This is a genomic window from Streptomyces sp. CS113 (assembly GCF_002188365.1).
GTDB lineage: Bacteria > Actinomycetota > Actinomycetes > Streptomycetales > Streptomycetaceae > Streptomyces > Streptomyces tendae.
Genome location: NZ_KZ195574.1, coordinates 3,635,900 through 3,660,911 on the forward strand (window position 1 = coordinate 3,635,900; position 25,012 = coordinate 3,660,911).

General features: G+C 72.2%; 23 protein-coding genes. 10 read left to right on the forward strand and 13 right to left on the reverse strand.

Going from position 1 to position 25,012, the window contains the following annotated elements:
- Positions 1–3 precede the first annotated feature (3 nt).
- The 8 genes from B9W62_RS15910 to B9W62_RS15945 are packed head-to-tail and all read right to left on the reverse strand — an operon-like array spanning position 4 to position 7,157.
- Positions 4–1,998, reverse strand: a complete 1,995-nt coding sequence (locus B9W62_RS15910; protein ID WP_087807780.1) for an NADH-quinone oxidoreductase subunit 5 family protein — start codon at positions 1,996–1,998, stop codon at positions 4–6.
- Positions 1,995–2,387, reverse strand: coding sequence for an NADH-quinone oxidoreductase subunit NuoK (nuoK, locus tag B9W62_RS15915; RefSeq protein WP_087807781.1), 393 nt, complete (start codon positions 2,385–2,387; stop codon positions 1,995–1,997). The genes B9W62_RS15910 and nuoK overlap by 4 nt, the downstream gene beginning before the upstream one ends.
- Positions 2,387–3,118, reverse strand: a complete 732-nt coding sequence (locus B9W62_RS15920; RefSeq protein WP_087807782.1) for an NADH-quinone oxidoreductase subunit J family protein — start codon at positions 3,116–3,118, stop codon at positions 2,387–2,389. Before B9W62_RS15920 ends, nuoK begins: the two co-directional genes overlap by 1 nt.
- Positions 3,115–3,675, reverse strand: coding sequence for a NuoI/complex I 23 kDa subunit family protein (locus B9W62_RS15925; protein ID WP_087807783.1), 561 nt, complete (start codon positions 3,673–3,675; stop codon positions 3,115–3,117). Before B9W62_RS15925 ends, B9W62_RS15920 begins: the two co-directional genes overlap by 4 nt.
- On the reverse strand, positions 3,675–4,643 hold the full coding sequence (locus B9W62_RS15930; protein ID WP_087807784.1) for a complex I subunit 1/NuoH family protein: 969 nt from the start codon (positions 4,641–4,643) through the stop codon (positions 3,675–3,677). The genes B9W62_RS15925 and B9W62_RS15930 overlap by 1 nt, the downstream gene beginning before the upstream one ends.
- A complete protein-coding gene (locus B9W62_RS15935) occupies positions 4,640–6,091 on the reverse strand; it encodes an NADH-quinone oxidoreductase subunit C (RefSeq protein ID WP_087807785.1) in 1,452 nt (483 codons plus the stop codon). The genes B9W62_RS15930 and B9W62_RS15935 overlap by 4 nt, the downstream gene beginning before the upstream one ends.
- On the reverse strand, positions 6,088–6,726 hold the full coding sequence (locus B9W62_RS15940; RefSeq protein ID WP_179235509.1) for an NADH-quinone oxidoreductase subunit B: 639 nt from the start codon (positions 6,724–6,726) through the stop codon (positions 6,088–6,090). Before B9W62_RS15940 ends, B9W62_RS15935 begins: the two co-directional genes overlap by 4 nt.
- Positions 6,717–7,157, reverse strand: coding sequence for an NADH-quinone oxidoreductase subunit A (locus B9W62_RS15945; RefSeq protein WP_087807786.1), 441 nt, complete (start codon positions 7,155–7,157; stop codon positions 6,717–6,719). The genes B9W62_RS15940 and B9W62_RS15945 overlap by 10 nt, the downstream gene beginning before the upstream one ends.
- Positions 7,158–7,353: 196 nt before the next feature.
- Here B9W62_RS15945 and B9W62_RS15950 point away from each other — a divergent pair, with 196 nt between their 5' ends.
- From B9W62_RS15950 to rarD, 7 genes are all read left to right on the forward strand, one after another.
- On the forward strand, positions 7,354–8,580 hold the full coding sequence (locus B9W62_RS15950) for a sensor histidine kinase (RefSeq protein WP_087807787.1): 1,227 nt from the start codon (positions 7,354–7,356) through the stop codon (positions 8,578–8,580).
- 123 nt (positions 8,581–8,703) lie between these two features.
- On the forward strand, positions 8,704–10,071 hold the full coding sequence (locus B9W62_RS15955) for a sensor histidine kinase (RefSeq protein WP_087807788.1): 1,368 nt from the start codon (positions 8,704–8,706) through the stop codon (positions 10,069–10,071).
- 483 nt (positions 10,072–10,554) lie between these two features.
- A complete protein-coding gene (locus B9W62_RS15960) occupies positions 10,555–11,214 on the forward strand; it encodes a response regulator transcription factor (protein WP_276209026.1) in 660 nt (219 codons plus the stop codon).
- A 271-nt stretch (positions 11,215–11,485) separates the two neighbouring features.
- On the forward strand, positions 11,486–13,423 hold the full coding sequence (locus tag B9W62_RS15965; RefSeq protein WP_087807790.1) for a 2-oxoacid:acceptor oxidoreductase subunit alpha: 1,938 nt from the start codon (positions 11,486–11,488) through the stop codon (positions 13,421–13,423).
- On the forward strand, positions 13,416–14,474 hold the full coding sequence (locus B9W62_RS15970) for a 2-oxoacid:ferredoxin oxidoreductase subunit beta (RefSeq protein WP_087807791.1): 1,059 nt from the start codon (positions 13,416–13,418) through the stop codon (positions 14,472–14,474). The genes B9W62_RS15965 and B9W62_RS15970 overlap by 8 nt, the downstream gene beginning before the upstream one ends.
- A gap of 159 nt (positions 14,475–14,633) precedes the next feature.
- Positions 14,634–15,488, forward strand: coding sequence for an SDR family oxidoreductase (locus B9W62_RS15975; protein ID WP_087807792.1), 855 nt, complete (start codon positions 14,634–14,636; stop codon positions 15,486–15,488).
- A gap of 136 nt (positions 15,489–15,624) precedes the next feature.
- Complete coding sequence (rarD, locus tag B9W62_RS15980; RefSeq protein WP_087807793.1) at positions 15,625–16,680, forward strand: EamA family transporter RarD; 1,056 nt, start codon at positions 15,625–15,627, stop codon at positions 16,678–16,680.
- Positions 16,681–16,700: 20 nt separating this feature from the next.
- Here rarD and B9W62_RS15985 read toward each other — a convergent pair whose 3' ends face one another.
- Positions 16,701–17,363: a CGNR zinc finger domain-containing protein gene (locus tag B9W62_RS15985; RefSeq protein ID WP_179235510.1), complete on the reverse strand. Its 663-nt coding sequence runs from the start codon at positions 17,361–17,363 to the stop codon at positions 16,701–16,703.
- Between the two features lie 21 nt (positions 17,364–17,384).
- Here B9W62_RS15985 and B9W62_RS15990 point away from each other — a divergent pair, with 21 nt between their 5' ends.
- Positions 17,385–17,855: a VOC family protein gene (locus B9W62_RS15990; RefSeq protein WP_087807795.1), complete on the forward strand. Its 471-nt coding sequence runs from the start codon at positions 17,385–17,387 to the stop codon at positions 17,853–17,855.
- Positions 17,856–18,059: 204 nt separating this feature from the next.
- A complete protein-coding gene (locus B9W62_RS15995) occupies positions 18,060–19,055 on the forward strand; it encodes a M28 family metallopeptidase (protein WP_087807796.1) in 996 nt (331 codons plus the stop codon).
- Between the two features lie 113 nt (positions 19,056–19,168).
- Here the strand turns inward: B9W62_RS15995 and B9W62_RS16000 are convergent, their stop codons facing one another.
- A complete protein-coding gene (locus B9W62_RS16000; RefSeq protein ID WP_179235511.1) occupies positions 19,169–20,602 on the reverse strand; it encodes a tetratricopeptide repeat protein in 1,434 nt (477 codons plus the stop codon).
- Positions 20,603–20,849: 247 nt separating this feature from the next.
- On the opposite strand from B9W62_RS16000, the gene B9W62_RS16005 reads away from it, so the two are divergent.
- Positions 20,850–21,452, forward strand: coding sequence for a flavodoxin family protein (locus tag B9W62_RS16005; protein WP_087807797.1), 603 nt, complete (start codon positions 20,850–20,852; stop codon positions 21,450–21,452).
- On the opposite strand, the gene B9W62_RS16010 is transcribed toward B9W62_RS16005, so the two are convergent.
- From B9W62_RS16010 to B9W62_RS16020, 3 genes are all read right to left on the reverse strand, one after another.
- Positions 21,453–22,457, reverse strand: coding sequence for an ABC transporter permease (locus B9W62_RS16010; protein ID WP_256976413.1), 1,005 nt, complete (start codon positions 22,455–22,457; stop codon positions 21,453–21,455).
- Positions 22,444–23,427, reverse strand: coding sequence for an ABC transporter ATP-binding protein (locus B9W62_RS16015; RefSeq protein WP_087807798.1), 984 nt, complete (start codon positions 23,425–23,427; stop codon positions 22,444–22,446). The genes B9W62_RS16010 and B9W62_RS16015 overlap by 14 nt, the downstream gene beginning before the upstream one ends.
- 63 nt (positions 23,428–23,490) lie before the next feature.
- Positions 23,491–24,741: a LolA family protein gene (locus B9W62_RS16020; protein ID WP_087807799.1), complete on the reverse strand. Its 1,251-nt coding sequence runs from the start codon at positions 24,739–24,741 to the stop codon at positions 23,491–23,493.
- Positions 24,742–25,012: the final 271 nt, after the last annotated feature.

The window sequence follows — 25,012 nt, forward strand, 5'->3', positions numbered from 1 at the left end:
TGCTCACGCTCCCGTGGCGACGAGGACGGCGGCGACCGCGAGGACGACGGTGCCGGCGAGCAGCGCGCTCACATAGGTCTGCACATTGCCGGTCTGGGCGCGCCGTACGGCGGCCCCGAGCAGGCGGGGCAGCGCGCCCGCCGCACGTACGTAGGTGTCGACGACCTCGCGGTCGAGGAACCGGACGAGGCTCGCGCCCGCCCGGACCGGGCGGACGAAGAGGGTGGTGTACACCGCGTCCAGGTGGAAGCCGACGGCCGCGTGCCGGTGCAACGGACCCAGCAGGAGGCGTCCCGGGTCCGACGGGTCGGGCGCGGAGGCGAGGTCGCCGTAGGCGGGCCGGTGGGCGGCGATGGCCTCGGCCTCCACCTGGGCGGCATCGCCGTCGGGGTGGGCCGCGACGGCGCCCAGCGGGGTCCGGTCGGCGAGCGCCGAGGTGTGCCGCCAGGCGGCGTAGGTGACGATGCCGCCCACCAGCGCCACCCCCGTGCCCAGCACGGACGTGGTGAGGGTCGGCGTGAGGTCGTGGCCGTCGAACCAGTCGGGCAGCAGTCGGAAGGCCAGTCCGCCCAGGGCGAGTGAGGGGAGGGCGAGCACCCAGAGCACGGCGTTCATGACCACCGGCTGCCTGCCGTGGTCGGGGGCCTCGGCACCTCGGCCGCGGAAGGCCAGCAGCCACAGGCGGGTGGCGTAGGCGGCGGTGAGCAGGGCCGTGATCAGGGCGGCGACCAGCACGGTCCAGCCCGCGGCGCCGGGCGCGTGCTCGGTGTGGCCGGTGGCGACGTGCTCCGCGGCGCCGAGGACGGACTCCTTGGAGAAGAAACCGCTGAAGGGCGGGATCGCGGCGAGGGCGAGCAGGGCCACGGTCATCGTCCAGTAGGCGTCCGGGACGCGTTCGCGCAGGCCCCGCATGCGGGACATGGCGGCCAGCGAGTTGGTGCCGGCGGCGTGGATGACCACGCCGGCGGCGAGGAACAGGAGCGCCTTGAAGGCGCCGTGGGACAGGAGGTGGAAGACGGCGGCGCCCCGGTCGCCGGTGGCGAGGGCGCCGGTCAGGTAGCCGAGCTGTCCGATCGTCGAGTAGGCCAGAACGCGTTTGATGTCGTCCTGGGCGAGGGCGGCGAGCGCCGAACCGACCATCGTGACGGCGGCCATGACGGCGAGGACGACCATCGCGGCCTGTGACGCCTCGAACAGCGGAAGGAGCCGGGCCACGAAGTACACACCGGCGGCGACCATCGTCGCGGCGTGGATCAGCGCGGAGACGGGCGTCGGGCCGGCCATCGCGTCGGGAAGCCAGGTGTGCAGCGGGAACTGGGCCGACTTGCCCGCGACACCGGCCAGGAGCAGCAGGGCGATCAGCGTCGGGTGGTCGAGCGATCCGTCGGCCACCGCGCCGAGGATCCGGGTGATGCGGAAGGAGCCGGCCTCGGTCGCCAGCGCCAGCAGACCGATCAGGAAGGGGACGTCGCCGAGCTTGGTGACCAGGAAGGCCTTGAGGGAGGCGGCGCGCGCCTCCGGTGTCTCCCAGTAGTGGCCGACCAGGAAGTACGAGCAGATGCCCATGATCTCCCAGCCGACCAGCAGCACCATCAGGTCGCCGGAGTAGACGACGAGGAACATGGCGGAGGTGAACAAGGAGACGAGAGCGGCGTAGGAGGCATAGCGCGGGTCGTCGCGCAGGTAGCCCGTCGAGTAGATCTGCACGCAGGTGGCTACGGTGCCGACCAGGATGGCGACGAGCGCGGCGAAGCCGTCGATGTGCAGGGCGAGTTCGACGGGGACGGAACCGGTGGGCGTCAGCTCCGTGACGGCGTCGACGGCCCGGCCGCCGCCCTGCCGGGCCGCCACGAGTACCGCGAGGACGAGGGACGCCAGCGTCGGCAGGACGGCGAGGGGGCGGACGAACCCGGGAGCCGACCGGCCCAGCAGGAGACCGGCGGCTGCCCCGAGGAAGGGAAGGAGGGGGACGAGGACGGCGAGGGTGGTCGTGGTCACGCGGTGGCCTCAGCCTTCTCGGCGGCCGTCCCGGTCGCGGGGGTGTCGGTGCCGGAGCCGTCCGGCTCGTGGCCCTCGGCGGTGTCGCGGAGCTTGTCAATGTCCGAGGTGCCGCGGTTGCGGTGGACGGCGAGGACGATCGCCAGGCCGATGCCGATCTCGGCGGCCGCGATGGCGATGGTGAACAGGGTCAGGGCCTGGCCGGAGTGCAGGGTTTCCTCCGCGGCCCGGCTGAGCCAGACGTCGAAGGCGACCAGGTTGAGGTTGACGGCGTTGAGCATCAGCTCGACCGACATCAGGACCAGGATCGCGTTGCGGCGGGCGAGGACGCCGTAGAGACCCGTGCAGAAGAGGAGGGCGGCGAGGACGGCGGGATAGGCGAGGTGCATCAGCGGGCACCGCCCGTCCCGGAGGGGCCCGCCTGGGTTGGGCCCGCCTGGGTTGGGGCCGACTGAGTTGGGGCCGACTGAGTCGGGCCTGCCGGGGTTGGGTCCGGCTGGGAGGTCTCTGCCCCCATGGCTTCGCCCGCGCGGGTCGCCCTGGCCTTGCGGGACAGGACGATGGCGCCGACCAGGGCGGCGAGGAGGAGGACCGAGAGCGCTTCGAAGGGGAGGACCCAGTTCTGGAACAGGCTCGCTCCGGTGACGGCGGTGGAGCCGGCGGCCGGGCCCTCCAGGTCGATCCAGGTGGTGCGGAAGGCGTCGACGACGACCCACACCAGGGCCGCGGCGGAAGCCGCGGCCACGGTGAGCGCGGCCCAGCGGTTGCCCGAGTCCGCGTCCGGAGAGCGGCCGATGGGCGCCCTGGTGAGCATCAGTCCGAACAGGATGAGGACGACGACGGCACCGACGTAGATGAGGACCTGGACCCAGGCGATGAACTCGGCGGTGAGCAGCAGGTATTCGACGGCGAGGCCGCCCAGGGCCACCACGAGCCACAGGGCGGCGTGGATGAGCTGGCGGGTGGTGACGGTGAGGACGGCGGCTCCGAGGGTGACCAGGCCGACGAGGAGGAAGGCGATCTCCACGCCGGTCGGGGACAGGAAGCCGTGGGATCCGGCGGCGGTCGCCGTGGGGTTCTGGGACGCGGTGAGGTGGCCGACGGTCGCTGCGAGGGTCATGTCCGGTCCTCCTGCCCGGGCTGGTCCGCCGGCTGCTGTGCGGCCAGTTTGTCGGCGGCCTTGCGGGCGGCGGCGAGTTCCTTGGGCTCCTCCGCGCCGGGGTCGAGGGCGGGCGGGGCCGGCACGGTCCACATCCACTCGCGGAGCTTGTCCCGCTCATGGGTGAGTTCGCGGATGTCGGTCTCGGCGTACTCGAACTCCGGGGACCAGAACAGGGCGTCGAAAGGACAGACCTCGATGCAGATGCCGCAGTACATGCACAGGGCGAAGTCGATGGCGAAGCGGTCGAGGACGTTGCGGCTGCGGTCGCGTCCGCCGGGGGTGGCCGCCGGGACCGTCTCCTTGTGGGAGTCGATGTAGATGCACCAGTCGGGGCACTCGCGGGCGCACAGCATGCAGACCGTGCAGTTCTCCTCGAACAGGCCGATCACACCGCGGGTACGCGGCGGCAGTTCGGGCTGGGCGTCCGGGTACTGCTCGGTGACGGTCTTCCGCGTCATCGTGCGCAGGGTGACGGCCAGACCCTTGGCCAGGCCGCTGCCGGGGACGGGGGCCATTACGCGATCACCACCTTGACGATGCCGGTGAGGGCGATCTGGGCGAGGGAGAGGGGGACGAGGAGCGTCCAGGACAGTTTCTGGAGCTGGTCCTCGCGCAGCCGCGGATAGGTGACGCGCAGCCAGATCACGACGAAGGCGAGGACGGCCGCCTTGAGCAGGGTCCACACCCAGCCGAGGCCGTCCGCGCCCCAGGGGCCGTGCCAGCCGCCCAGGAAGAGGACGGTGGTCAGACCGCACAGGACGACGATCCCGGCGTACTCGGCGAGGAGGAACAGGGCGAAGCGCAGGCCGGTGTACTCCGTGTAGGCACCGAAGATGATCTCCGAGTCGGCGACCGGCATGTCGAACGGAGGCCGTTGCAGTTCTGCCAGCCCGGCGACGAAGAAGACGTTCGCGCCGACGATCTGCCAGGGCAGCCACCACCACTCGAAGGCGTCGAGGATGCCGACGAGGGAGACCGTGCCGGCCGCCATGGCCACGGAGGCCGCGGTCAGCAGCATCGGGAGTTCGTACGCGAGGAGTTGCGCGGCGGTACGCAGACCGCCGAGGAGCGAGAACTTGTTGGCCGAGGACCAGCCCGCCATGAGCGAGCCGAGGACGCCCACGCCCATGACGGCGAGGACGAAGAAGACGCCCGCGTCGACGACCTGACCGACCGCGCCCTCTCCGGGCCCGACGGGGATGGCCAGCAGGACCAGGAGGTACGGCAGCAGGGCCACGGCCGGGGCGAGCTGGAAGACGCGGCGGTCCGCGGCGGCCGGGACCACGTCCTCCTTCTGCGCGAACTTCACGCCGTCCGCGACGAGCTGGGCCCAGCCGTGGAAGCCACCCGCGTACATCGGGCCCAGCCGGCCCTGCATGTGGGCCATCACCTTGTGCTCGGTCTGGCCGACGACCAGGGGGAACGCGAGGAAGACGACGAAGACGACCAGGAGGCGCAGGGTGACGTCGAGCGCGTCGTTCACTGCTGGCCTCCTGGGGGGTGCGGCGGATCGGGCGGAGTGTCGGTGTCGCCGGGGGTGTCGGGCTCCTGGGGGGCGTCCGGTGACCTGTGGGGAGCCTCGGGCTCTCCGGGAGCATCCGGTGACCCGTGGGAAGCCTCGGGCTCTCCGGGAGCATCCGGCGACCCGTCGGCAGCCTCGGACTCTCCACGAGCATCCGGTGACTCGACGGAGGCCCCCGGCTGCTCGTCGGAGGCCCCCGGTTCCTCGGCGGCGGTGGCGGCGGTGGCGGCGGGCTCGTCGAACGCCGGGCGGGCGTGATGCCACGGGGCGTCCGGGCTGCGCGGTGCCGAGGGCGTCGGCTTCGGCGCCGGTTCCTCGGTGGGCGAGGGCGCGTTGTCGTTACCGGTGCCGGTGCCGCCCCGCGGGTGGCCGCTGCCGGAAGTCGCGTCGTCCGGCTGCCCGGCGTCGGAGGCCTCCCGCCGGCTTGCCGAGCCCTGGGACGCGCTCCGGGTACGCCGGGGGCTCGCCGCGCCCGCGTCGCCCTGCTGTCCGGTGGGCGTATCGGAGGTGGGCCCGTCCGCCGGGGCGGCGGCTCGCTGCGAGGCGGAGCCCTGGCTCGCGCTGCGCGACCGCCGCGGTGCTGGCGCGGCCGCCGGTGCGGCCGCCGATGTAGCCGCCGGTTCGCCGGCCGGGGCCGGGGAGGTCTGGCCGACCGAGCCCTCGGCCGCCGTACGGGAGCGGCGCGGCTCGGCCGGGGCCCCGGCGTCGGGAGCAGCCTGGCCGACGGAGCCCTCGGCGGCCGTACGGGTCCGGCGGGCGGGGCGTTCGCCCGCACCGCGGGCCGGGCGCTCCCCGGCCGCGCGCGCCGCGCCTCGTGCCGGGCGCGCCGGGGCGGGAGGGAGCTGGCCCTTCAGCGGGCCCCACTCGTTGGGATCGGGGACGCCCGGCGGCAGCATCTGGCGGCGCCGGGGGCCGCCGTGGTCGGACTCGCCGGGCTCCTTGGCCCCGGGCCAGGCCTTGGCGACGCGGGCGGCGAGGACGAAGTCCTTGCGCAGCGGGTGGCCCTCGAAGCCCTCCGGCAGGAGCAGGTGGTCCAGCGCCGGATGGTCCTCGAAGGCGACACCGAACATCTCGTGGGTCTCGCGCTCGTGCCAGGCCGCGCCCGCGTACACCGCGACGGCGGTGGGCAGGACCGGGGCGTCGTGCGGGACGGTGGTGCGCAGCAGCAGCCTGCGGACCGGTCCCAGCGCCACGACGTGGGTCGCCACGCGGAAGCCGGTGCCCGGCTCGTCGACCGCGCTCAGCCAGTCGAAGTACGTGCAGCCGAGCCGGTCGCGCGCCGTCTCCAGGGCGGTGATCCAGGACGCGGGCGGCACGTCGACGGTCAGGAGGTCGTACGACTCCGCCGCCGCGGCGTCCGGACCGAAGAGTTCCGTGACGTCGGTGGGCAGCCAGCCGACCGCGGTCATCGGCCCTCTCCGGCGTCGGAGGCCGGAGCCGAGGTCGGCGCCGAGGTCGGCGGGCGTACCAGGCCGCTTCGCAGCGCGGCTGTCGACGGCCGGGGCGAGGTGCCGTACCGCTCCCCCAGCGACTCCCGCGCGATCTTCTCCTGGAGCTTGAGGATGCCCTGGAGCAGCGCCTCGGGACGCGGCGGGCAGCCGGGAACGTAGACGTCGACGGGGATGATCTGGTCGACGCCCTTCGTCACGGAGTAGGAGTCCCAGTAGGGCCCGCCGCAGTTGGAGCAGGCGCCGAAGGAGATGACGTACTTCGGCTCGGGCATCTGCTCGTACAGGCGCTTGACGGCCGGCGCCATCTTGTCGGTGACCGTGCCCGAGACGACCATCAGGTCGGCCTGGCGGGGGCCGGGCGCGAACGGGATCACACCGAGCCGGATGAAGTCGTGGCGGGCCATGGACGCGGCGATGAACTCGATCGCGCAGCAGGCGAGGCCGAAGTTGAAGACCCAGAGCGAGTAGCGGCGGCCCCAGTTCAGGACGACCTTCATCGGCTCCGGGGCGAGGCGGGCGAGCGTACCCAGCCTCTTGGGCTCGGGGAGCGGCACGGGTGCGGGGTCGGCGGCTTCGCCGGGGTTCACGTCCACGACAGGACGCCCTTCTTGTATGCGTACAACAGACCCACGGCCAGGAAGCCGAGGAAGATGAACATCTCCACCAGGGTCGTGGCCCCGTAACCAGGGTCCGCGAAGACCGTGGCCCAGGGGAAGAGGAAGATCGAGTCGACCGCGAAGATGACGTAGAGGAACGCGTAGACGTAGTAGCGGACCTGGGTGTGGGCCCAGCCCTCCCCCACGGGGTCGACGCCGCATTCGTAGGTGAGCAGCTTCTCGGGCGTCGGGACCACCGGTCGCAGCAGGCGCCCGGCGCCGAAGGCCACGGCGACGAAGAGCACCCCCACGACGGCGAGCAGGCCGACGACCGAGTAGGACTGGAAGTAGTCGGCGGCGAGCGCCACGGTCGCATCGGCGCTGGTCACGGCGCCGGCGGTCGCGTCGCCGACGGTCGGTTCCGGCACGTGCGCCCCTCGCTCCCTGTCGTGGACGTCGTGAACGCCGCTGTTCGACGATCTGTACGCACGGGAGTCTAGAGCCTGATAAAGAGACAGTAAGCAGCCCGTCGCACCTCGGGACGCGGGGGGTGGGGTTTTCCTCAGTGCGTCCCGGCGGTCCACCTCATGGCGCGGCGCCGCGCCGCACGGCACGCTGACGTGTATGACCGAACGCCTCTCGACCTCCAGCCTCGCCGGGACCACCGGCGCAGCGGCCGACGACCGCCTGCCGCCGGCCCGTTTCGCCTTCGACCGGCACACCTGGAAGGAGATCGCCCACCTGCTGGCGAATCTCCCGGCGGCGCTGCTCGGATTCACCTACGTCGTGACGATGCTGTCCGTCGGCGCCGGGTTGACGGTCACGGTGATCGGGCTCCCGCTGCTGGCGGCCGGCCTGCTGGGCGCGCGTCAGTTGGGCAAGCTGGAGCGGGCGCGGGCGCGGATGCTGCTCGGCGTGCGGGTGGACGAGCCGAGCGCGCTGCCGTTGCGGAGCGGGCGCGGCTTCTTCGCACAGCTGTGGATGTCCTTGAAGGACCCGGTGGGCTGGCGCACGGTGCTGTACGAGTTCATCCGGTTCCCCTGGGGCGTTCTCACCTTCTCCGTCACGCTGACGTCGTTGTTCGTGCTGTGGCCGGTGCTGCCGTTCATCGCGCGGGGCCTCACCAACGTCGACCGCGCCATGGTGCGCGGGCTGCTGTCCCCCTCCGACGAGCTGGAGCGGCGGATCGCCGAGCTGGAGTCGGACCGGGGGGTCGTGGTCGACACGGCCGCCGCCGACCTGCGGCGCATCGAGCGCGACCTGCACGACGGGGCACAGGCCCGCCTGGTCAACCTCGCCATGGGGCTGGGCCTGGCCAAGGAGAAGCTCCTGGAGGACCCCGACGCGGCGGCGGCCATGGTCGACGAGGCGCACGGCGAGGTGAAGCTGGCCCTTCAGGAGTTGCGGGACCTGGCGCGCGGTATCCATCCGGCCGTCCTGACCGACCGCGGCCTGGACGCGGCGCTCTCCTCGGTCGCCTCCCGCTGCACCGTGCCGGTCAGGGTGACCGTCGACCTGGCGGAGCGCCCCGCGGCCGCCATCGAGGGCATCGCCTACTTCACGGTCTCGGAGCTGCTCCAGAACGTCAGCAAGCACAGCGGGGCCGGCTCGGCCTCCGTGGAGGTGTGGCGGTCGTCCGACCGACTGCTCATACAGGTGGGGGACAACGGCCGTGGCGGCGCGAGTCTCGACGGCGGTACGGGGATGAAGGGCCTCGCCGACCGGCTGTCGGCCGTCGACGGTCTCTTCGTCGTCGACTCCCCCGAGGGCGGCCCGACGACGATCACGGCCGAGCTGCCGTGGCGCGACCGGACGCAGGCCGACGCGGCCGGCTCTGTCGCCAGGAGGTAGCGAGGAGGTAGGGAAAACCCCCCTCCCCAGACGCCGACGGGCTCCATTGGCCGTGGCGGCCCGGCCGAGGAGGCTGGAGGTACGACAGCACAGCCGCAGACGACGAGGAGAAGGACGGCACCGATGGCCACGGAATACGGACAGGGTTACGGGCTCGGGAGCGGGTCCGGCTTTCCCGGGGACACCGGAGCACGGCGCCACCGGCTGCCGGCGGGACTGCGGGCACCGTTCGAGGCACGCAGCTGGCGGGAGTTCGGCTACGTCCTGGCGGGTCTGCCGATCGGCATCCTGCTCTTCACGTACGCCGTGACGATGGTGTCGCTGGGGGCGGGCCTGCTGGTGACGTTCCTGGGGGTGCCGGTGCTGGCGGCGGCGCTCGCCGGGTGCAGGGGCTTCGGGGCGATGGAGCGGGCGCGGGCGCGGGCCCTGCTGGGTCTGCGGGTGTCCGACCCGGAGCCGCTGCGGCTGAAGAAGCAGGGCGCGATGGGCTGGATGGGAGCCGTGCTCAAGAGCGGCACCTCCTGGCGGAGCCTGCTGTACGCGATGCTGCAGTTCCCGTGGGCCGTGTTCTCGTTCGTCGTCGCCCTGAACGTCTGGGCGGTCGGGTGGGCGATGCTGACGTACCCGCTGTGGTTCTGGGTGTTCCCGATGTACGCCGGCCAGGACGGGCTCCAGCTGTACGGCGACCAGACGCACCGGGTCTACCTGGACAACCCCTTCGAGATCGCCGTGACCGCGCTGGTCGGGCTGCTGTTCACGCTGGCCACGCCGTGGCTGGTGCGGGCGCTAACCATGGTGGACCGGGTCATGGTGCACGGGCTGCTCGGACCGTCGCGGCTGGCGACGCGGGTCGTGGAGCTGGAGTCGGACCGGGGGGTCGTGGTCGACACGGCCGCCGCCGACCTGCGGCGCATCGAGCGCGACCTGCACGACGGGGCACAGGCCCGCCTGGTCAGCCTCGCCATGGACCTGGGTCTGGCCAAGGAGAAGCTGAAGGAGGACCCGCGCGCCGCGGCCGTCATGGTGGACGAGGCGCACGGCGAGGTGAAGACGGCGCTCCAGGAGCTGCGGGACCTGGCTCGGGGCATCCACCCCGCGGTACTGACCGACCGCGGTCTGGACGCGGCACTGTCGTCGGTCGCCTCCCGCTGCACCGTGCCGGTGCGGGTGGAGGTCGACCTGGCGGAGCGGCCGGCGTCGGCGATCGAGGGCATCGCCTACTTCACCGTCTCGGAGCTGCTCCAGAACATCAGCAAGCACGCGCGGGCCACATCGGCCGCCGTGGAGGTGTGGCGGGTGGAGAACCGGCTGATGCTCCAGGTCGTGGACAACGGCGTGGGCGGCGCGCGGGCGTCGGCCGGGTCCGGGCTGGCCGGTCTGGCGGAGCGGCTGGACGCGGTGGACGGGATCCTCGTGGTGGACTCCCCCGCCGGAGGTCCGACGCGGATCACGGCGGAGCTGCCGTGGCGGAACGAGCCGTTCACCGGCTGATTCCGCGCGGCGCCGGGGCCCGGGCCCCGGCGCCGCGACATCGACACGGGCCCTGCAGCCTCGGCACACGCGCCGCGACATCGACACGGGCCCTGCGGCCTCGGCACACGCGCCGCGGCCTCGGCACGGGCGCGATCACCCACAGACCCCCGTGGCACGGGCGCGAGCAGCACAGACCCCAGTGGCACGGACCCCAGTGGCACAGACCCCAGTGGCACAGACCCCAATGGCAAAGGCCCCAGCGGCACGGGCCCCGTGGATGATCGAGAACCGGCCATCGAGTGGCCGAACCCGGACTGGCACCCCGCACTTCCCGTTCTCATTCCCGTCCTCATTCCCGTCCTCTTCCCGATGCCCGAGCGCATCCGGCCTCGGATGCTGGGATGCTGGACCCGTCGCACGGACGGTTCGTGGACGCGGCGTGGGCCGCGCGGGCCGTGAGGGTGCAGGGGCTGTGGGGGGCCGAGGATCGTGGAGGACAGGGTGCGGGTGGTCATCGCCGAGGATTCAGTGCTGCTCCGAGAGGGGCTGACCCGGTTGCTGACCGACCGCGGGCACGACGTCGTGGCCGGTGTCGGCGACGGTGAGGCACTGATCAAGACGATTACCGAGCTGGACGCCCAGGGCGAGCTGCCGGACGTCGTGGTGGCGGACGTGCGGATGCCGCCGACGCACACCGACGAGGGGGTGCGGGCCTCGGTGCGGCTGCGCAAGGCGCATCCGGGTCTCGGCGTGCTGGTGCTGTCCCAGTACGTGGAGGAGCGGTACGCGACGGAGCTGCTGGCCGGTTCCAGTCGGGGCGTCGGCTATCTGCTCAAGGACCGGGTGGCCGAGGTCCGGGAGTTCGTGGACGCCGTGGTGCGCGTGGCGCAGGGCGGTACGGCGCTGGACCCGGAGGTGGTGGCGCAGTTGCTCGGGCGCAGCCGCAAGCAGGACGTGCTGGCGGGGCTCACCCCGCGTGAGCGGGAGGTGCTGGGGCTCATGGCCGAGGGCCGGACGAACTCGGCGATCGCCCGGCAGCTCGTCGTGAGCGACGGGGCCGTCGAGAAGCACGTCAGCAACATCTTCATGAAGCTGGGCCTGTCCCCGAGCGACGGTGATCATCGCAGGGTGCTCGCCGTGCTCACCTATCTCAATTCCTGACACCAGGAGCTCACGTCTCGGAAGCACCGGCCGGGTCCGGCAACGCGGCCGCTCATCCGGACGAATGAGAAACCGGAGGACGGGCGGGGTGCGTCCCCATCGGTGCCGGAGGGCGGGAAAGCCCTGGTATTCCAGGGCTGTGGGCCATCTCGAAGTCGTGTCCATCATGCGAATGTCCACCGGAACTCATGGCACGCGGACGTAGGGTTGATCCTGGGACGGTCGGTGGGAGACCAGTCCCCGGACAGCCGTCCCTAGGGAGGTCCAGTAAGTGACCAGCCAGGTCAGCAGCCCAGCGGAGCAGGCCGACGGTACCGACGAGACCGTCGTGGGAGCGCAGCGCAAACCGGTCGGGGCGAAGGACGTCCGCCGGCTGGACCGAGTGATCATCAGGTTCGCGGGGGACTCGGGCGACGGGATGCAGCTCACCGGCGACCGTTTCACCTCGGAGACGGCGTCCTTCGGCAACGATCTGTCGACGCTGCCGAACTTCCCGGCCGAGATCCGGGCACCCGCCGGCACCCTGCCGGGAGTCTCCTCCTTCCAGCTGCACTTCGCCGACCACGACATCCTCACGCCGGGCGACGCCCCCAACGTGCTGGTGGCGATGAACCCGGCCGCCCTGAAGGCGAACGTCGGTGATCTGCCGCGCGGCGCGGAGATCATCGTGAACACGGACGAGTTCACCCGGCGGGCGATGCAGAAGGTCGGCTACGACACTTCTCCGCTGGAGGACGGCTCCCTCGACGGGTACCACCTGCATCCGGTGCCGTTGACGACGCTGACCGTCGAGGCGCTCAAGGAGTTCGACCTCAGCCGCAAGGAGGCCGAGCGCAGCAAGAACATGTTCGCGCTCGGGCTGCTGTCGTGGATGTACCACCGGCCCACCGAGGGCACGGAGAAGTTCCTGAAGTCGAAGTTCGCGAAGAAGCCGGACATCGCCGCCGCCAACATCGCGGCCTACCGCGCGGGCTGGAACTTCGGTGAGACCACGGAGGACTTCGCCGTCTCCTACGAGGTGGCGCCGGCGGCGACGGCCTTCCCGCCCGGCACCTACCGCAACATCTCCGGGAACCTGGCGCTGGCCTACGGCCTGATCGCCGCCTCCCGGCAGGCGGACCTGCCGCTGTTCCTGGGCTCGTACCCGATCACCCCGGCCTCCGACATCCTGCACGAGCTGTCCCGGCACAAGAACTTCGGCGTGCGCACCTTCCAGGCGGAGGACGAGATCGCCGGAATCGGGGCGGCGCTGGGTGCGGCCTTCGGCGGCTCGCTCGCCGTCACCACCACCTCCGGTCCGGGGGTGGCGCTGAAGTCGGAGACGATCGGGCTCGCGGTGAGTCTGGAGCTGCCGCTGCTGGTGGTGGACATCCAGCGCGGCGGCCCGTCGACGGGCCTGCCGACCAAGACGGAGCAGGCCGACCTGTTGCAGGCGATGTACGGGCGCAACGGCGAGGCGCCGGTCCCGGTCGTCGCCCCGCGCACCCCGGCCGACTGCTTCGAGGCCGCTCTGGAGGCGGCGCGGATCGCGGTGACGTACCGCACTCCGGTCTTCCTCCTGTCCGACGGCTACCTGGCCAACGGCTCCGAACCCTGGCGGATCCCCGAACCGGACGAACTGCCCGACCTGGCGGTGCGGTTCGCGCAGGGCCCGAACCACACGCTGGACGACGGCACCGAGGTGTTCTGGCCCTACCAGCGCGACCCGCAGACCCTGGCCCGCCCGTGGGCGGTGCCGGGCACGCCGGGTCTGGAACACCGGATCGGCGGCATCGAGAAGCAGGACGGCACCGGGAACATCTCCTACGACCCGGCCAACCACGACTTCATGGTCCGCATCCGGCAGGCCAAGATCGACGGCATCGAGGTCCCCGACCTGGACGTCGACGACCCGGACGGCGCGCGGACGCTGGTGCTCGGCTGGGGCTCGACGTACGGGCCGATCACCGCCGCCGTGCGGCGGATCCGCAAGGAGGGCGGCCGGATCGCCCAGGCCCACCTGCGCCACCTCAACCCCTTCCCGGCCAACCTCGGCGACCTCCTGGGCCGCTACGACAAGGTGGTGGTCCCGGAGATGAACCTTGGCCAGCTCGCCACCCTGATCCGGGCGAAGTACCTGGTCGACGCCCAGTCGTACAACCAGGTCAACGGCATGCCGTTCAAGGCGGAACAGCTCGCCACGGTCCTGAAGGAGGCCATCGATGGCTGACGGCAACGCACTGCTCCAGCTCGTGCCGAAGGCCGAGGGCAAGCAGTCCATGAAGGACTTCAAGTCGGACCAGGAAGTGCGCTGGTGCCCCGGCTGCGGCGACTACGCCATCCTCGCCGCCGTGCAGGGCTTCATGCCCCAGCTCGGTCTGGCCAAGGAGAACATCGTCTTCGTCTCCGGCATCGGCTGCTCCTCCCGCTTCCCGTACTACATGAACACCTACGGGATGCACTCCATCCACGGCCGGGCCCCCGCCATCGCCACCGGCCTCGCCGCCTCCCGCCGCGACCTGTCCGTCTGGGTCGTCACCGGCGACGGCGACGCCCTCTCGATCGGCGGCAACCACCTCATCCACGCCCTGCGCCGCAACGTCAACCTCAAGATCCTCCTGTTCAACAACCGGATCTACGGCCTTACCAAGGGGCAGTACTCCCCCACCTCCGAGGTCGGGAAGATCACCAAGTCGACCCCGATGGGATCGCTGGACGCCCCCTTCAACCCGGTCTCCCTCGCCCTCGGCGCGGAGGCGTCCTTCGTCGCCCGGACCGTCGACTCCGATCGCAAGCACCTGACCGAGGTTCTGCGGCAGGCCGCCGAGCACCCCGGCACCGCCCTGATCGAGATCTACCAGAACTGCAACATCTTCAACGACGGCGCCTTCGAGGCCCTCAAGGACAGGGAGCAGGCCGAGGAGGCGGTGATCTGCCTGGAGCACGGGGAGCCGATCCGTTTCGGCGCCGACGGTGCCAAGGGCGTCGTACGCGACCCGCGCACCGGCGACCTGGAGGTCGTCACCGTCACCGCGGACAACGAGGCGGACGTCCTGGTCCACGACGCCCACGCGACGTCCCCGACCACGGCGTTCGCGCTCTCGCGCCTCGCCGACCCCGACACCCTGCACCACACGCCGATCGGCGTCCTGCGCTCCGTCGAGCGGCCGGTCTACGACACGCTGATGTCGGACCAGCTCGACACCGCCGTCGAGCAGCAGGGCAAGGGCGACCTCGCCGCGCTGCTCGCCGGCAACGACACCTGGACGGTCGTCGGCTGACAGGCCGCGGTACACGGCACACGAGGGCCCGGACGAGTATCGTCCGGGCCCTTCCCCTTACCCAGAAGTACGTACCTTACTTTAAAGTGGGCACTTTCCTTTAGACAGCGCGCCTTCTAGGGTTAGTGGCAACGCACCCCCACTAGGAGCACTGAAGCCATGAGCATCGTCGTCACCGGAGCCACCGGACACCTCGGCCGCCACGTCGTGCGGCAACTGCTGGAGAAGGTGCCGGCCGACCAGGTCACCGCCGTCGTCCGGGACCGTGACAGGGCCGCCGACCTGGCCGCCCGCGGCGTACGGCTCGCGGTCGCCGACTACAACTTTCCCGAGACCTTCGACGACCTGTTCGCGGCCGGGGACCGCGTCCTGCTGATCTCCGGCAACGAGTTCGACAAGGGCCGCGTGCGGCAGCACACGATCGTGATCGACGCGGCGAAGAAGGCCGGCGTCGCGCTGCTCGCCTACACCAGCGCCCCCAGCAGCCTGAAGGCCGCGCTCGCCGACGACCACCGGGCCACCGAGGAGGTGCTGGTCGGCTCGGGCGTGCCGTACGTGCTGCTGCGCAACGGCTGGTACCACGAGAACTACACCGAGCAGCTCGCCCCGGTCCTGGAGCACGGCGCCGTCGTGCAGGCGGCCGGCGAGGGCCGGGTCTCGTCCGCCTCCCGCGCCGACTACGCGGCCGCCGCCGTCGCCGTACTGACCGGTGAGGGCCACGAGAACACGGCGTACGAGCTGGGCGGCGACGAGGCCTGGGGCTTCGCCGAGTACGCCGCCGAGCTGAGCCGGCAGACGGGCAAGGAGATCGTCTACAACCCCGTCTCCATCGAGGCGTACACCGGCATCCTGACCGGCGCCGGGGTGCCCGGGCCGCTCGCGGACGTCTTCGCGGGCGTGGACGCCGCCATCGCCAAGGGCGAGCTGGTCGTCTCCACCGGGGACCTGTCCCGGCTGGCCGGCCGCCCGACGACGCCGCTCGCGGAGGCCGTCGCCGCCGCCCTCAAGGGCTGACCTCCGCTCTCCTCGCACACCTCACCTGTCATGACCGTATGGCGATACGGGCATGACAGGCGGGCGGCTGCGGCGCTACCTTCGTCCTGGCATGCCTCCCCGTCCCCGGCATGCCGTGTGCGAGAAGGAGGTGCCCGTGGCCGGGTCGTCCAGGAGTGATCAGCGCATAGGCCTGCTGAACGGCTTCGCGGCATACGGGATGTGGGGCCTCGTCCCGCTGTTCTGGCCGTTGCTCAAGCCCGCCGGGGCCGGGGAGATCCTCGCCCACCGGATGGTGTGGTCCCTGGCCTTCGTCGCCGTCGCCCTGCTCTTCGTACGGCGCTGGGCCTGGGCCGGCGAGCTGCTGCGGCAGCCGCGCAGGCTCGCCCTGGTCACGGTCGCCGCGGCGGTCATCACCATCAACTGGGGCGTCTACATCTGGGCCGTGAACAGCGGCCATGTCGTCGAGGCCTCGCTCGGGTACTTCATCAACCCGCTGGTCACCATCGCGATGGGCGTGCTCCTGCTCAAGGAGCGGCTGCGGCCCGCGCAGTGGGCGGCGGTCGGCACCGGCTTCGCGGCCGTACTGGTCCTCGCCGTCGGCTACGGCCAGCCGCCGTGGATCTCGCTCTGCCTCGCCTTCTCCTTCGCCACCTACGGGCTGGTGAAGAAGAAGGTCAACCTCGGCGGCGTCGAGTCGCTGGCGGCCGAGACGGCGATCCAGTTCCTGCCGGCGCTCGGTTTTCTGCTGTGGCTGGGCGCCCGGGGCGAGTCGACCTTCACCACCGAGGGCCTCGGGCACTCGGCCCTGCTCGCCGCGACCGGCATCGTCACGGCGATCCCGCTGGTCTGCTTCGGCGCGGCGGCGATCCGCGTGCCGCTGTCCACGCTGGGACTGCTCCAGTACCTGGCACCGGTCTTCCAGTTCCTGCTCGGCATCCTCTACTTCGGCGAGGCCATGCCGCCCGAGCGCTGGGCGGGCTTCGGGCTGGTCTGGCTGGCGCTGACCCTGCTCACCTGGGACGCGTTGCGCACGGCCCACCGGAGTGCGCGAGCGCTGCGGGAGCAGCTGGACCGGGCGGGCGCGGGCGTGCCGCCGGTGAAGGGGGGAGCCGCTCCGCGGGAGCCGGGGGTCGTGGCCGCCGGGACTCCGGCGCCCGGTTCCACCGACGCGACCCAGCGGCAGCACGGCGCCAGGGCGGGGCAGCCGTAGCGTCACTCGTGGGCGCCGGGTCAGTGTTCGTCCGGCGCCTGCCGGGCACGGTGGGCACGGACCTTCTCCCGGTTGCCGCAGTGTTCCATCGCGCACCAGCGGCGGCGCCCGGGGCGTGAGGTGTCGACGAACAGCAGATAGCAGTTGTGCGCGCCGCACTCGCGGATGCGGTCCGCGTACGGGCCGGTGAACAGCTCGATCGCGTCGCGCGCCACCGTCGACAGCAGCCGGGGCCCGGTGGCGCCCGGGGCCCAGCCGCGCCTGCCGTCCGGTTCGAGGCGGGTGGTGAGCGGGGGCTCGGCCGCGGCGGCGTTGACGACGTCCAGGTGGCCGGGGCTGAGCGGCCGTCCGTGGGCGCGGTCGGCGGCGAGGAGGAAGAGGGCGTCGCGCAGATCCCTGGCCCGTCGCACGTCCGTCCCGTCCACCGACAGGTCCAGCCCGTCCGGCAGCCGGCTGCGGTCGGCCCAGGCCAGCAGATCGGCGGGCTCGTGCAGCACCTCCCAGCGCGCGAAGTCGCCCGGCCCTCCCGTCGTCAGCAGTTCGAGGCAGAGCGCACCGGGGTCGAAGCGGTACGACTTCCCCTGGGACGACACCAGCGTCAGGCCGGGAGGCCGGCCCGGGACCGACTTCGGCGCTTCCCGCGATTTCCGCGATTCCGGCGATTCCGTTGTCCGCTCGGTCATGCAACCAGTATAAGTGGTTACATGACAGCGACCTCAAGACCGGCACCCCTGCACTTCAAGATCGTCGTCGACGCGGCCGCCCCGCACGCGCAGGCGGACTTCTGGGCCGCGGCCCTCCACTACGAGGTGGAGGACAACAGCGCGCTCATCGAGAAACTGCTGGGCTTCGGGGCGGTACCGGCGGAGTTGACCGTCGAGTCCCACGGCCGCCGCGCCTGGCGGGACCTGGCCGCCGTACGCCACCCCGACGACCCCTTCCAGGAGGAGAGCGGCACCGGGCTGGGACGACGGCTGCTGTTCCAGCGCGTACCGGAGGCCAAGACCGTCAAGAACCGGGTCCACCTCGACGTGCACGCCGCGGACGGCCGGCGGGAGGAGGAGGTCGCCCGGCTCGAGGCGCTGGGGGCGAGTGTGCAGCGGCACGTGAAGGAGGCGGGCGGGGAGTGGGTGCTGATGACGGATCCCGAGGGGAACGAGTTCTGCGTCCACTAGGGCGGCATCGGGGCCGGGCGCACCGGGGCCGGGTGCGCCGGGGCCGGGCGCACCCGGGGTGCGAGCTGGGGGCTTCCGGTATGTGTGACGCCGTGGCCGGATAACGGTCTTGACGGGCGGTCAGCCCCGCCCGCACCATCCAGGCACCCCATTCACTGCGGGGTCCCCTCCCCAGGGGCCCCCTAGGAATTCGGAGCCCCCCACATGAAGCTCCTCCTTTCCGGGCGCGCGCTCACGGCCGGAGCCGTCGCCGTCGCCACTCTGGTGACCGGCGGTTCCGCGGCCGGTGCGGCGCCCGCGACCGCGCCCGCGACCGCGACCGCGCACCCCGCCGCCGGCGCCGGCGCCGGCGCCACTGTCGCCGCCGCGCCCGACATACCGATAGCCAACGTCAAGGCCCATCTCTCGCAGCTCCAGTCGATCGCCACGGCGAACGGCGGCAACCGCGCCCACGGCCGCGCCGGCTACCAGGCGTCCCTCAACTACGTGAAGGCCAAGCTGGACGCGGCCGGGTTCACCACCCGCGTCCAGCAGTTCACCGCCTCGGGCCGCACCGGGTACAACCTGATAGCGGACTGGCCCGGCGGCGACGCGAATCAGGTTGTCATGGCCGGGTCACACCTGGACAGCGTCACCTCCGGGCCCGGCATCAACGACAACGGCTCCGGCTCCTCGGCCGTCCTGGAGACCGCGCTCGCCGTGGCCCGGTCCGACTACCGGCCCACCAAGCACCTGCGCTTCGCCTGGTGGGGCGCAGAGGAGCTGGGCCTCGTCGGCTCCCGCTACTACGTCAACAGCCTCGGCTCCGCCGAGCGCGCGAAGATCAGCGGCTATCTGAACTTCGACATGATCGGTTCGCCCAACCCCGGCTACTTCGTCTACGACGACGATCCCACGATCGAGAAGACGTTCAAGGACTACTACGCCGGGCTTGGCATCCCCACGGAGATCGAGACCGAGGGCGACGGACGCTCCGACCACGCGCCCTTCAAGAACGCGGGCGTCCCCGTGGGCGGGCTCTTCAGCGGCGCGGACTACCGCAAGACGTCCGCGCAGGCGGCCAAGTGGGGCGGCACCGTGGGCCAGCCCTTCGACCGCTGCTACCACTCGTCCTGCGACACGACCGCCAACATCAACGACACGGCCCTGGACCGCAACAGCGACGCCATCGCGTACGCGGTCTGGGGACTGTCGCAGTAGGGCATCCGCCCAGAGAGGACCGGCCCACGTGGGCGTCGTCGGCCCGCGTGGGCGCGTCGGTGCGCGTCGGCGTCGTTGGCCCGCGCGGGCGTCGCCAGTCCGTCCGGGCGCCGTCAGTCCGTCCGGGCGCGGACGCGTGCGGTGAGGCGGCCGATGCGGGTGCGGGCGGACTCCAGTTCCTCGGCGTCCTCGGCGGCCGGGCCCTCCTCGGCGGCGAGTTCGTCCCACAGCCCGACCAGGTCGTTCCCCAGCTCCAGGCCCCGTGCGGGGTCGCGAACGGCACGCCAGGCGGTCGCCGCGCTCTGGACGTTGCCGTACGCGGCCTCGGCGTCGCCCGAGCGCCGGTGTATCCGGGCCAGGTCGAGGGAGAGCTGGAAGGCGCGGTCCGGGTCGCCCGACAAGTAGGCGATGTACGCCGTGAGTTCCCGCAGCCGGAGTACCTCCGGGTGCTCCGGCCCCAGGGTGCGCGAGGCCTCCGCCACCGTCTCCTGCGCCAGCCGCGCCGCGACCTCCGTACGCCCCTCCTTGACGGCCTCGTTGATGCGGACCGTCGGCTCCGCGAGCAGCGCGGGTGCGGTGGCGTCGCCGGGCGCGGTGAGCGGTGCGTCCCCGAGCACGGCCTCGGCCACGGCGTCGAACCCGCGGGCGGGGGTGGGCTTCGGATCGGGGTCGGAGTACGCGTCGGGGCGGGGGCCGAGGTCCGAAGCCGGCGCGGCTTTCGACTTGAGGGCGGGGGCGGGGGCGGGGGCGGGGCGAGCGGGAGCCGGTGCGAATGCGGGGATCGGTGCCGGCTCGGGGATCGGGTCCGGTGCCGGTGCCGGTTCGGGGATCGGGTCCGGTGCGGGAGTCGGCGCGGGCGCGGCGGTGAACGGGCCGGGCGTCGGTCGCGGCCCCGCGGCCTGCGAGGCGCCGGGCGTGGCAGCGGCGTCCATGCGCGGCGGCGGTCCGAACGCACCCGTCGGCGGCGCCACCGTGCCGGGCGGCGTCTCCCCGGCCGGTTCCGGCAGGGCACGCAGCGTGAACGTCGGTGCCGACTCGCCCCCGGACCGCTCCCGCCCCGCGCCGGGCACCGCCGGCAGCGGGACCGTCCGCGCACTGTCCCGGACCGGTGCCACCGGGCGCAGGACGCGGGTGTGCCGGTCCTGCCGTACGGGTGCTGCCGAGGGAGCCGTCACGAGCGCCTCCGCTGACGCCTCCGCCGGCCCGTCCGCAGGCACGTCCTCCGGCGCCGTCGGCATCGGTTCCGCGGCGAGGTGGCTGGAGCCGTCCGGATCGACCCGGAGGGGGACGGAGTAGCCGAGGCGCCGATCGTGGATCGTGGCGAGGACGGGGTGACCGGCGGCGACGGCGAGGCGGTGGAGCCGGTTCAGGACGGCGTTCTGGATCTCCTCGCCCGGGGCCGCGACGACCGGCGAACCGTCGACCGTGGCACCGCGTGCGCCGTGGTCGCCGCCCGGCACGCGGACGTCGATCGGCGTCGCGCCGGGATCGGGCGAGCCCTCGGCGCGCTCGTGTTCCCGCTGCCTGTCGCGGCCGAGTCGAGACATCGTTCCCCCACTCATCGGCGGCTTCCGTCGGCGGTTCACGTTCCTGCCGTCCAGAGCCTGTCATGCCTGTTGTGCACCTACTGACGAGTCTCTCTGCTCGCTCCCGGTTCTCACGTCACCGGGGTGTCACAGGCTCGTTCCAGGAGGTCACGCCGCGGGTGACCACGTACGCAGGGCGCCATCTCGATGCGTGTGCATATAATGCAGGCGCAGGTTATCGTCTGTCGCCTATCAACTTGGGGTCCTGATGACGCGCCGCTTCCTCTTCCTGCCGGGCAGCACCCGACCCGACGGCAACACCGAGTCGCTCGCCCGCCGCGCCGCAGACCAGTTGCCCGCGGACGTCGAGCAGCGCTGGATCGATCTGGCCCGACACCCCTTGCCGGAGTTCGAGGACCTGCGCCACGACAGCGACCACAAGCGCCCCACGGAGGGCAACGCGCGCCTGCTGCTCGACGCCACCCTCGCCGCCACGGACATCGTGATCGCGTCGCCGCTGTACTGGTACACGCTGTCCACGCCGGTCAAGCGCTACCTCGACCACTGGTCCGGCTGGCTGCGCACCCCCGGCCTCGACTTCAAGGCGACCCTGGCCGGCCGCACCCTGTGGGGCGTCACCGCGCTCGCCCACGAGGAGCAGGAGGTCGCCGACCCGCTGATCGGCGCCCTGAACAACTCGGCGGCGTACATGGGCATGCGCTTCGGCGGGGTGCTGCTGGGCAACGGCAGCAAGCCCGGTGACGTCCTGCGGGACACGGACGCGCTGGCCCGCGCGAAAACCTTCTTCGCGCGGGAGGCGCCGTTCGCACGGTTCCCGTACGAGCAGGCCGCCGCCTTGACCACGTCGTGACTACGCGGTGATGTCCTTCGTCGTGAACCGGGCCCAGGCCGCCGAGCCGAAGACCGCCGCGTAGAGGGCCTGGAGGCCGAGGTTCTTCACCAGGTCGTCCCAGTAGACCGGTTCGCGCATCACGTCGGCGAAGGAGAGCCAGTAGTGCGAGAAGAAGTACGGCTGGAGGGCGTCGAGCTGGGGGATCTGGTCGAGGATCTGCACGGTGATCAGCAGTCCGACCGTGGTGGCCATCGCCGCGATGCCGCTGCCCGTCAGGGTGGAGACGAACAGGCCGAGGGCCGCGATGCCGACCAGTGAGGCGGCCACGACCAGGGCGATCAGCAGCGCCCGGCCCAGACCCTCGGCGTAGCTGATCCGGGTGCCGGAGATGGTGATCAGGTCACCGACCGGGAACAGCAGTGCGCCGACGGCGAGCGCCGAGACCGCGACCACCAGGGTGGCGGCGAGACAGAAGGTGATCACCGTCGCGTACTTGGTGAGCAGCAGCCGGGAGCGGCCGGCCGGGGCGACCAGCAGGTAGCGGAGCGTGCCCGCGCTCGACTCGCCCGCGATCGCGTCACCGGCGACGACGCCGATGGCCATCGGCAGGAAGAAGGGGAGGGTCGCGGCGAGGGCGGTGAAGACCAGGAACAGCCCGTTGTTGCTGATCTGCGCGATGAAGGCCGGTCCCGCGCCGCCCCCGCCACCGCCTCCGCCGCCGAGCGAGGAACCGTCGCTCGTCTCGATCTTCACGGCGATGCCCACCAGGATCGGCACGGCGGCGAGCACGGCCAGCAGGGCGAGGGTCCGCCAGCGCCGGAAGGTGGTCAGCAGCTCGCTGCGGAACAGCCCGAAGGACCACAGCGGACTCGGGGACCGCACGGCGCCCGGGCCCGCCACCGCACCCCGCTCCGTACTCGGATCCGGCGGCGCACCCGGCGCCGTGATCGGATCCGGCGGCGCACCCGGCGCCGTGATCGCGGGCTCCCCCGCCCGGTCGTCCTGCGCTTCAGCCCGCGACATCGAAGCCCTCCCCGGTCAGCGCCACGAACGCGTCCTCCAGCGAGGCCCGCTCCAGCACGAAGCCGCGGACCCGGACCCGGGCCGCGACCAGCGCCGCGTTCACCTCGGCGAGGTCGCGCTCCGGTGGCTCCGACGTCACCCTCTCCCCGTCGACGACCACGTCCGCGGCCCCCTGCTCCTTCAGCACCCGGGCGGCGTCGCCCGGGTCCGGCGTGGTCACCACCAGGCGACCGCGCGCCCCGGCCGCCAGGTCGGCGACCGCGCCCTGGGTGATCAGCCGTCCCTGTGCCATCACGGCCGCGTGGGTGCACACCTGCTCGATCTCGTCCAGCAGGTGGGAGGAGAGGAAGACGGTGGTGCCGTCGGAGGCCAGTTCGCGTACGAGGGTGCGGATCTCGCGCATGCCCTGCGGGTCGAGTCCGTTGGTCGGCTCGTCCAGCACCAGCAGCCGGCGCGGCTGGAGCAGCGCCGCGGCGAGACCCAGCCGCTGCTTCATGCCGAGCGAGTACGCCTTCGCCTTCTTGCCGCCTGCGGCCGCGAGGCCCACCCGGTCCAGCGCCGCGGTTACGCGCTCACGCCGGGTGCGCGGGTCGGCGGTCGGGTCGGCGGCGTCGTAGCGCAGCAGGTTGTCCCGACCGGAGAGGAAGCCGTACAGGGCCGGGCCCTCGATGAGGGCGCCGACCCGGGGCAGTACGGTGCGGGCCGCGCGCGGCATGGGCCGGCCGAGGACCCGGGCGCTGCCCGAGGTGGGTTCGATCAGCCCCATCAGCATGCGGATGGTGGTGGTCTTGCCGGAGCCGTTGGGCCCGAGGAAGCCGAAGACGCTGCCCGCCGGGACGGTCAGATCCAGACCGTCGACGGCGAGTTGTCCGCCGCGGTAGCGCTTGGTGAGCCCGCGGGTGGCGATGACGGCGTCATCCGCGTGCTCCTGGTCCGGGCGCTCCGGCTCCATGGCGGACGCTTCGGCCATCGGCTCCCTCTTCTCGTCCTCTTCGCCGTACGGGTGGGGGTGCCGCGTACGTACTTACTACTGCTACTGCGCGGCGTCGGCCGCCTTCACCAGCGCGTCCTTGGTGACCGCACCGGCGTAGACCTTGCCGTCGTCCGTGATCAGGGCGTTGACCAGGCGGGTCTTGAAGACCGTGCCCGAGCCGAAGTCGCCCTTGACCTGGTCCCCGAAGGAGCCGAGGAAACCACCGAGGGCGCCGAGGTCGTCGCCCTCGGAACCCGTGGGCAGACCGCCCTGGGCGCCGGTGTCGAAGGTGGCGATCGAGCTCCAGCCCTCGCCGATCACCTTGAGGCCGTCCATCCCCTTGGCAAGGTCGCCCTCGGCCTTGCGTCCGAGCTCCGGGGCATCGGCGGGCGCGCCGGCCTGGTCGGGCGAGCCGGCCTCGTCGGCCTCGGTGACCTTCGCTCCCGCGGGCGGCGTGAAGTCGAACGTCGACGCGTCCGGCTTCGCGAAGCTGACCTTGGTGAAGCCCACGTCCACGACGGCGGCGCCGCCGCTCGCCGGGGTCAGGGTGAACTTCAGCGGGGTACCGGTCTCGGCGTCCACGGCCACGGTGATCGCACCGACCGTGGACCCCTCCTGCTTGGGCTCGACGACCAGGCGGTAGGCGTCCCGGCCGGCCACCTGCGCGGTGCCGCCGACGGTCACGGACGTGGTGTCGTCGACCGACTTGAGCGCCTGCTCGGCGAAGTCCTTCGGCGTGGCCGGCACGTCCTTCTCCGGCCGCTCGGCGCCGTCGGGGGCGGTGGAGTGGTAGACCTCGTTGGACTGGCTGTCGTAGCCCCAGACGTCCTTGCCGTTGTGGATCAGGCTGTACTCGGCGGCGTTCTCCATGAGGGAGAGCTTCTGCCGGTCGGGGCCGTCGGCCGCGACGCGCAGCGTGTGGCTGCCCGACACCAGCTCGGTGAGCTTGGCCGACGGGTCGGCGGCGGAGCCCTCGCCGTCCCCGCCGGAGCCCGGACCTCCGGACATTCCGGACATCAGGCCGCTCTCCAGCCCGCCGAGGTCCGGCAGGCCCAGGTCGGTGTTGATGCGCACGGTGCCGGACAGCTGCTCGACGTCCGACTTGGCGATCTTCTCTATGAGCTGCTCCGCCGTGACCTTCGGCAGGTCGGGGTCGCCCGAGTCGGCGAGCGCGGGGACGAGCCCGATCGTCACGGCCGCCACTCCCATCACCGCGACCGGGACGACGTACCGCGCGGCCTTGCGCCGTCCGGCCCGCAGCTCCTCGCCCTCCCCGGCGGTCGTGCTGTCGTCGGAATCGATCGGTGCCATGTCTGCCCTACCTCCGTCGTCGGCGGCGGCTGTCTCGCGACCTCGCACGCGTTCACCCGTGAGCCGCCATTCTCACCCGAATCGGTGAGGATTGGTGTTTTTCCGTGGTGTCCATCTGACCAAATCACCGGAGCGCAGGCGTCAGACCCCGGGCTCAACTCCGCCTACTCCTGCGGGATGACACGCAAGGGCCCAGACTCCCCCGGCCCGTAGGGGCCGCTGTACGCCACCCGGCAGCGGACGGGCCCGACGCGTGACGCACGTCACGGAC

Bases quoted from the DNA above. Each gene is read 5' to 3' on its own strand.
- nuoK (WP_087807781.1), bottom strand. From the start codon at position 2,387: ATGCACCTCGCCTATCCCGCCGTCCTCGCCGCCCTCCTCTTCTGCACG.
- B9W62_RS15920 (WP_087807782.1), bottom strand. From the start codon at position 3,118: ATGACCCTCGCAGCGACCGTCGGCCACCTCACCGCGTCCCAGAACCCC.
- B9W62_RS15925 (WP_087807783.1), bottom strand. From the start codon at position 3,675: ATGGCCCCCGTCCCCGGCAGCGGCCTGGCCAAGGGTCTGGCCGTCACC.
- B9W62_RS15935 (WP_087807785.1), bottom strand. From the start codon at position 6,091: ATGACCGCGGTCGGCTGGCTGCCCACCGACGTCACGGAACTCTTCGGT.
- B9W62_RS15950 (WP_087807787.1), top strand. From the start codon at position 7,354: ATGACCGAACGCCTCTCGACCTCCAGCCTCGCCGGGACCACCGGCGCA.
- B9W62_RS15955 (WP_087807788.1), top strand. From the start codon at position 8,704: ATGGCCACGGAATACGGACAGGGTTACGGGCTCGGGAGCGGGTCCGGC.
- B9W62_RS15970 (WP_087807791.1), top strand. From the start codon at position 13,416: ATGGCTGACGGCAACGCACTGCTCCAGCTCGTGCCGAAGGCCGAGGGC.
- B9W62_RS15975 (WP_087807792.1), top strand. From the start codon at position 14,634: ATGAGCATCGTCGTCACCGGAGCCACCGGACACCTCGGCCGCCACGTC.
- B9W62_RS15985 (WP_179235510.1), bottom strand. From the start codon at position 17,363: ATGACCGAGCGGACAACGGAATCGCCGGAATCGCGGAAATCGCGGGAA.
- B9W62_RS15990 (WP_087807795.1), top strand. From the start codon at position 17,385: ATGACAGCGACCTCAAGACCGGCACCCCTGCACTTCAAGATCGTCGTC.
- B9W62_RS15995 (WP_087807796.1), top strand. From the start codon at position 18,060: ATGAAGCTCCTCCTTTCCGGGCGCGCGCTCACGGCCGGAGCCGTCGCC.
- B9W62_RS16000 (WP_179235511.1), bottom strand. From the start codon at position 20,602: ATGTCTCGACTCGGCCGCGACAGGCAGCGGGAACACGAGCGCGCCGAG.
- B9W62_RS16005 (WP_087807797.1), top strand. From the start codon at position 20,850: ATGACGCGCCGCTTCCTCTTCCTGCCGGGCAGCACCCGACCCGACGGC.
- B9W62_RS16010 (WP_256976413.1), bottom strand. From the start codon at position 22,457: ATGTCGCGGGCTGAAGCGCAGGACGACCGGGCGGGGGAGCCCGCGATC.
- B9W62_RS16015 (WP_087807798.1), bottom strand. From the start codon at position 23,427: ATGGCCGAAGCGTCCGCCATGGAGCCGGAGCGCCCGGACCAGGAGCAC.
- B9W62_RS16020 (WP_087807799.1), bottom strand. From the start codon at position 24,741: ATGGCACCGATCGATTCCGACGACAGCACGACCGCCGGGGAGGGCGAG.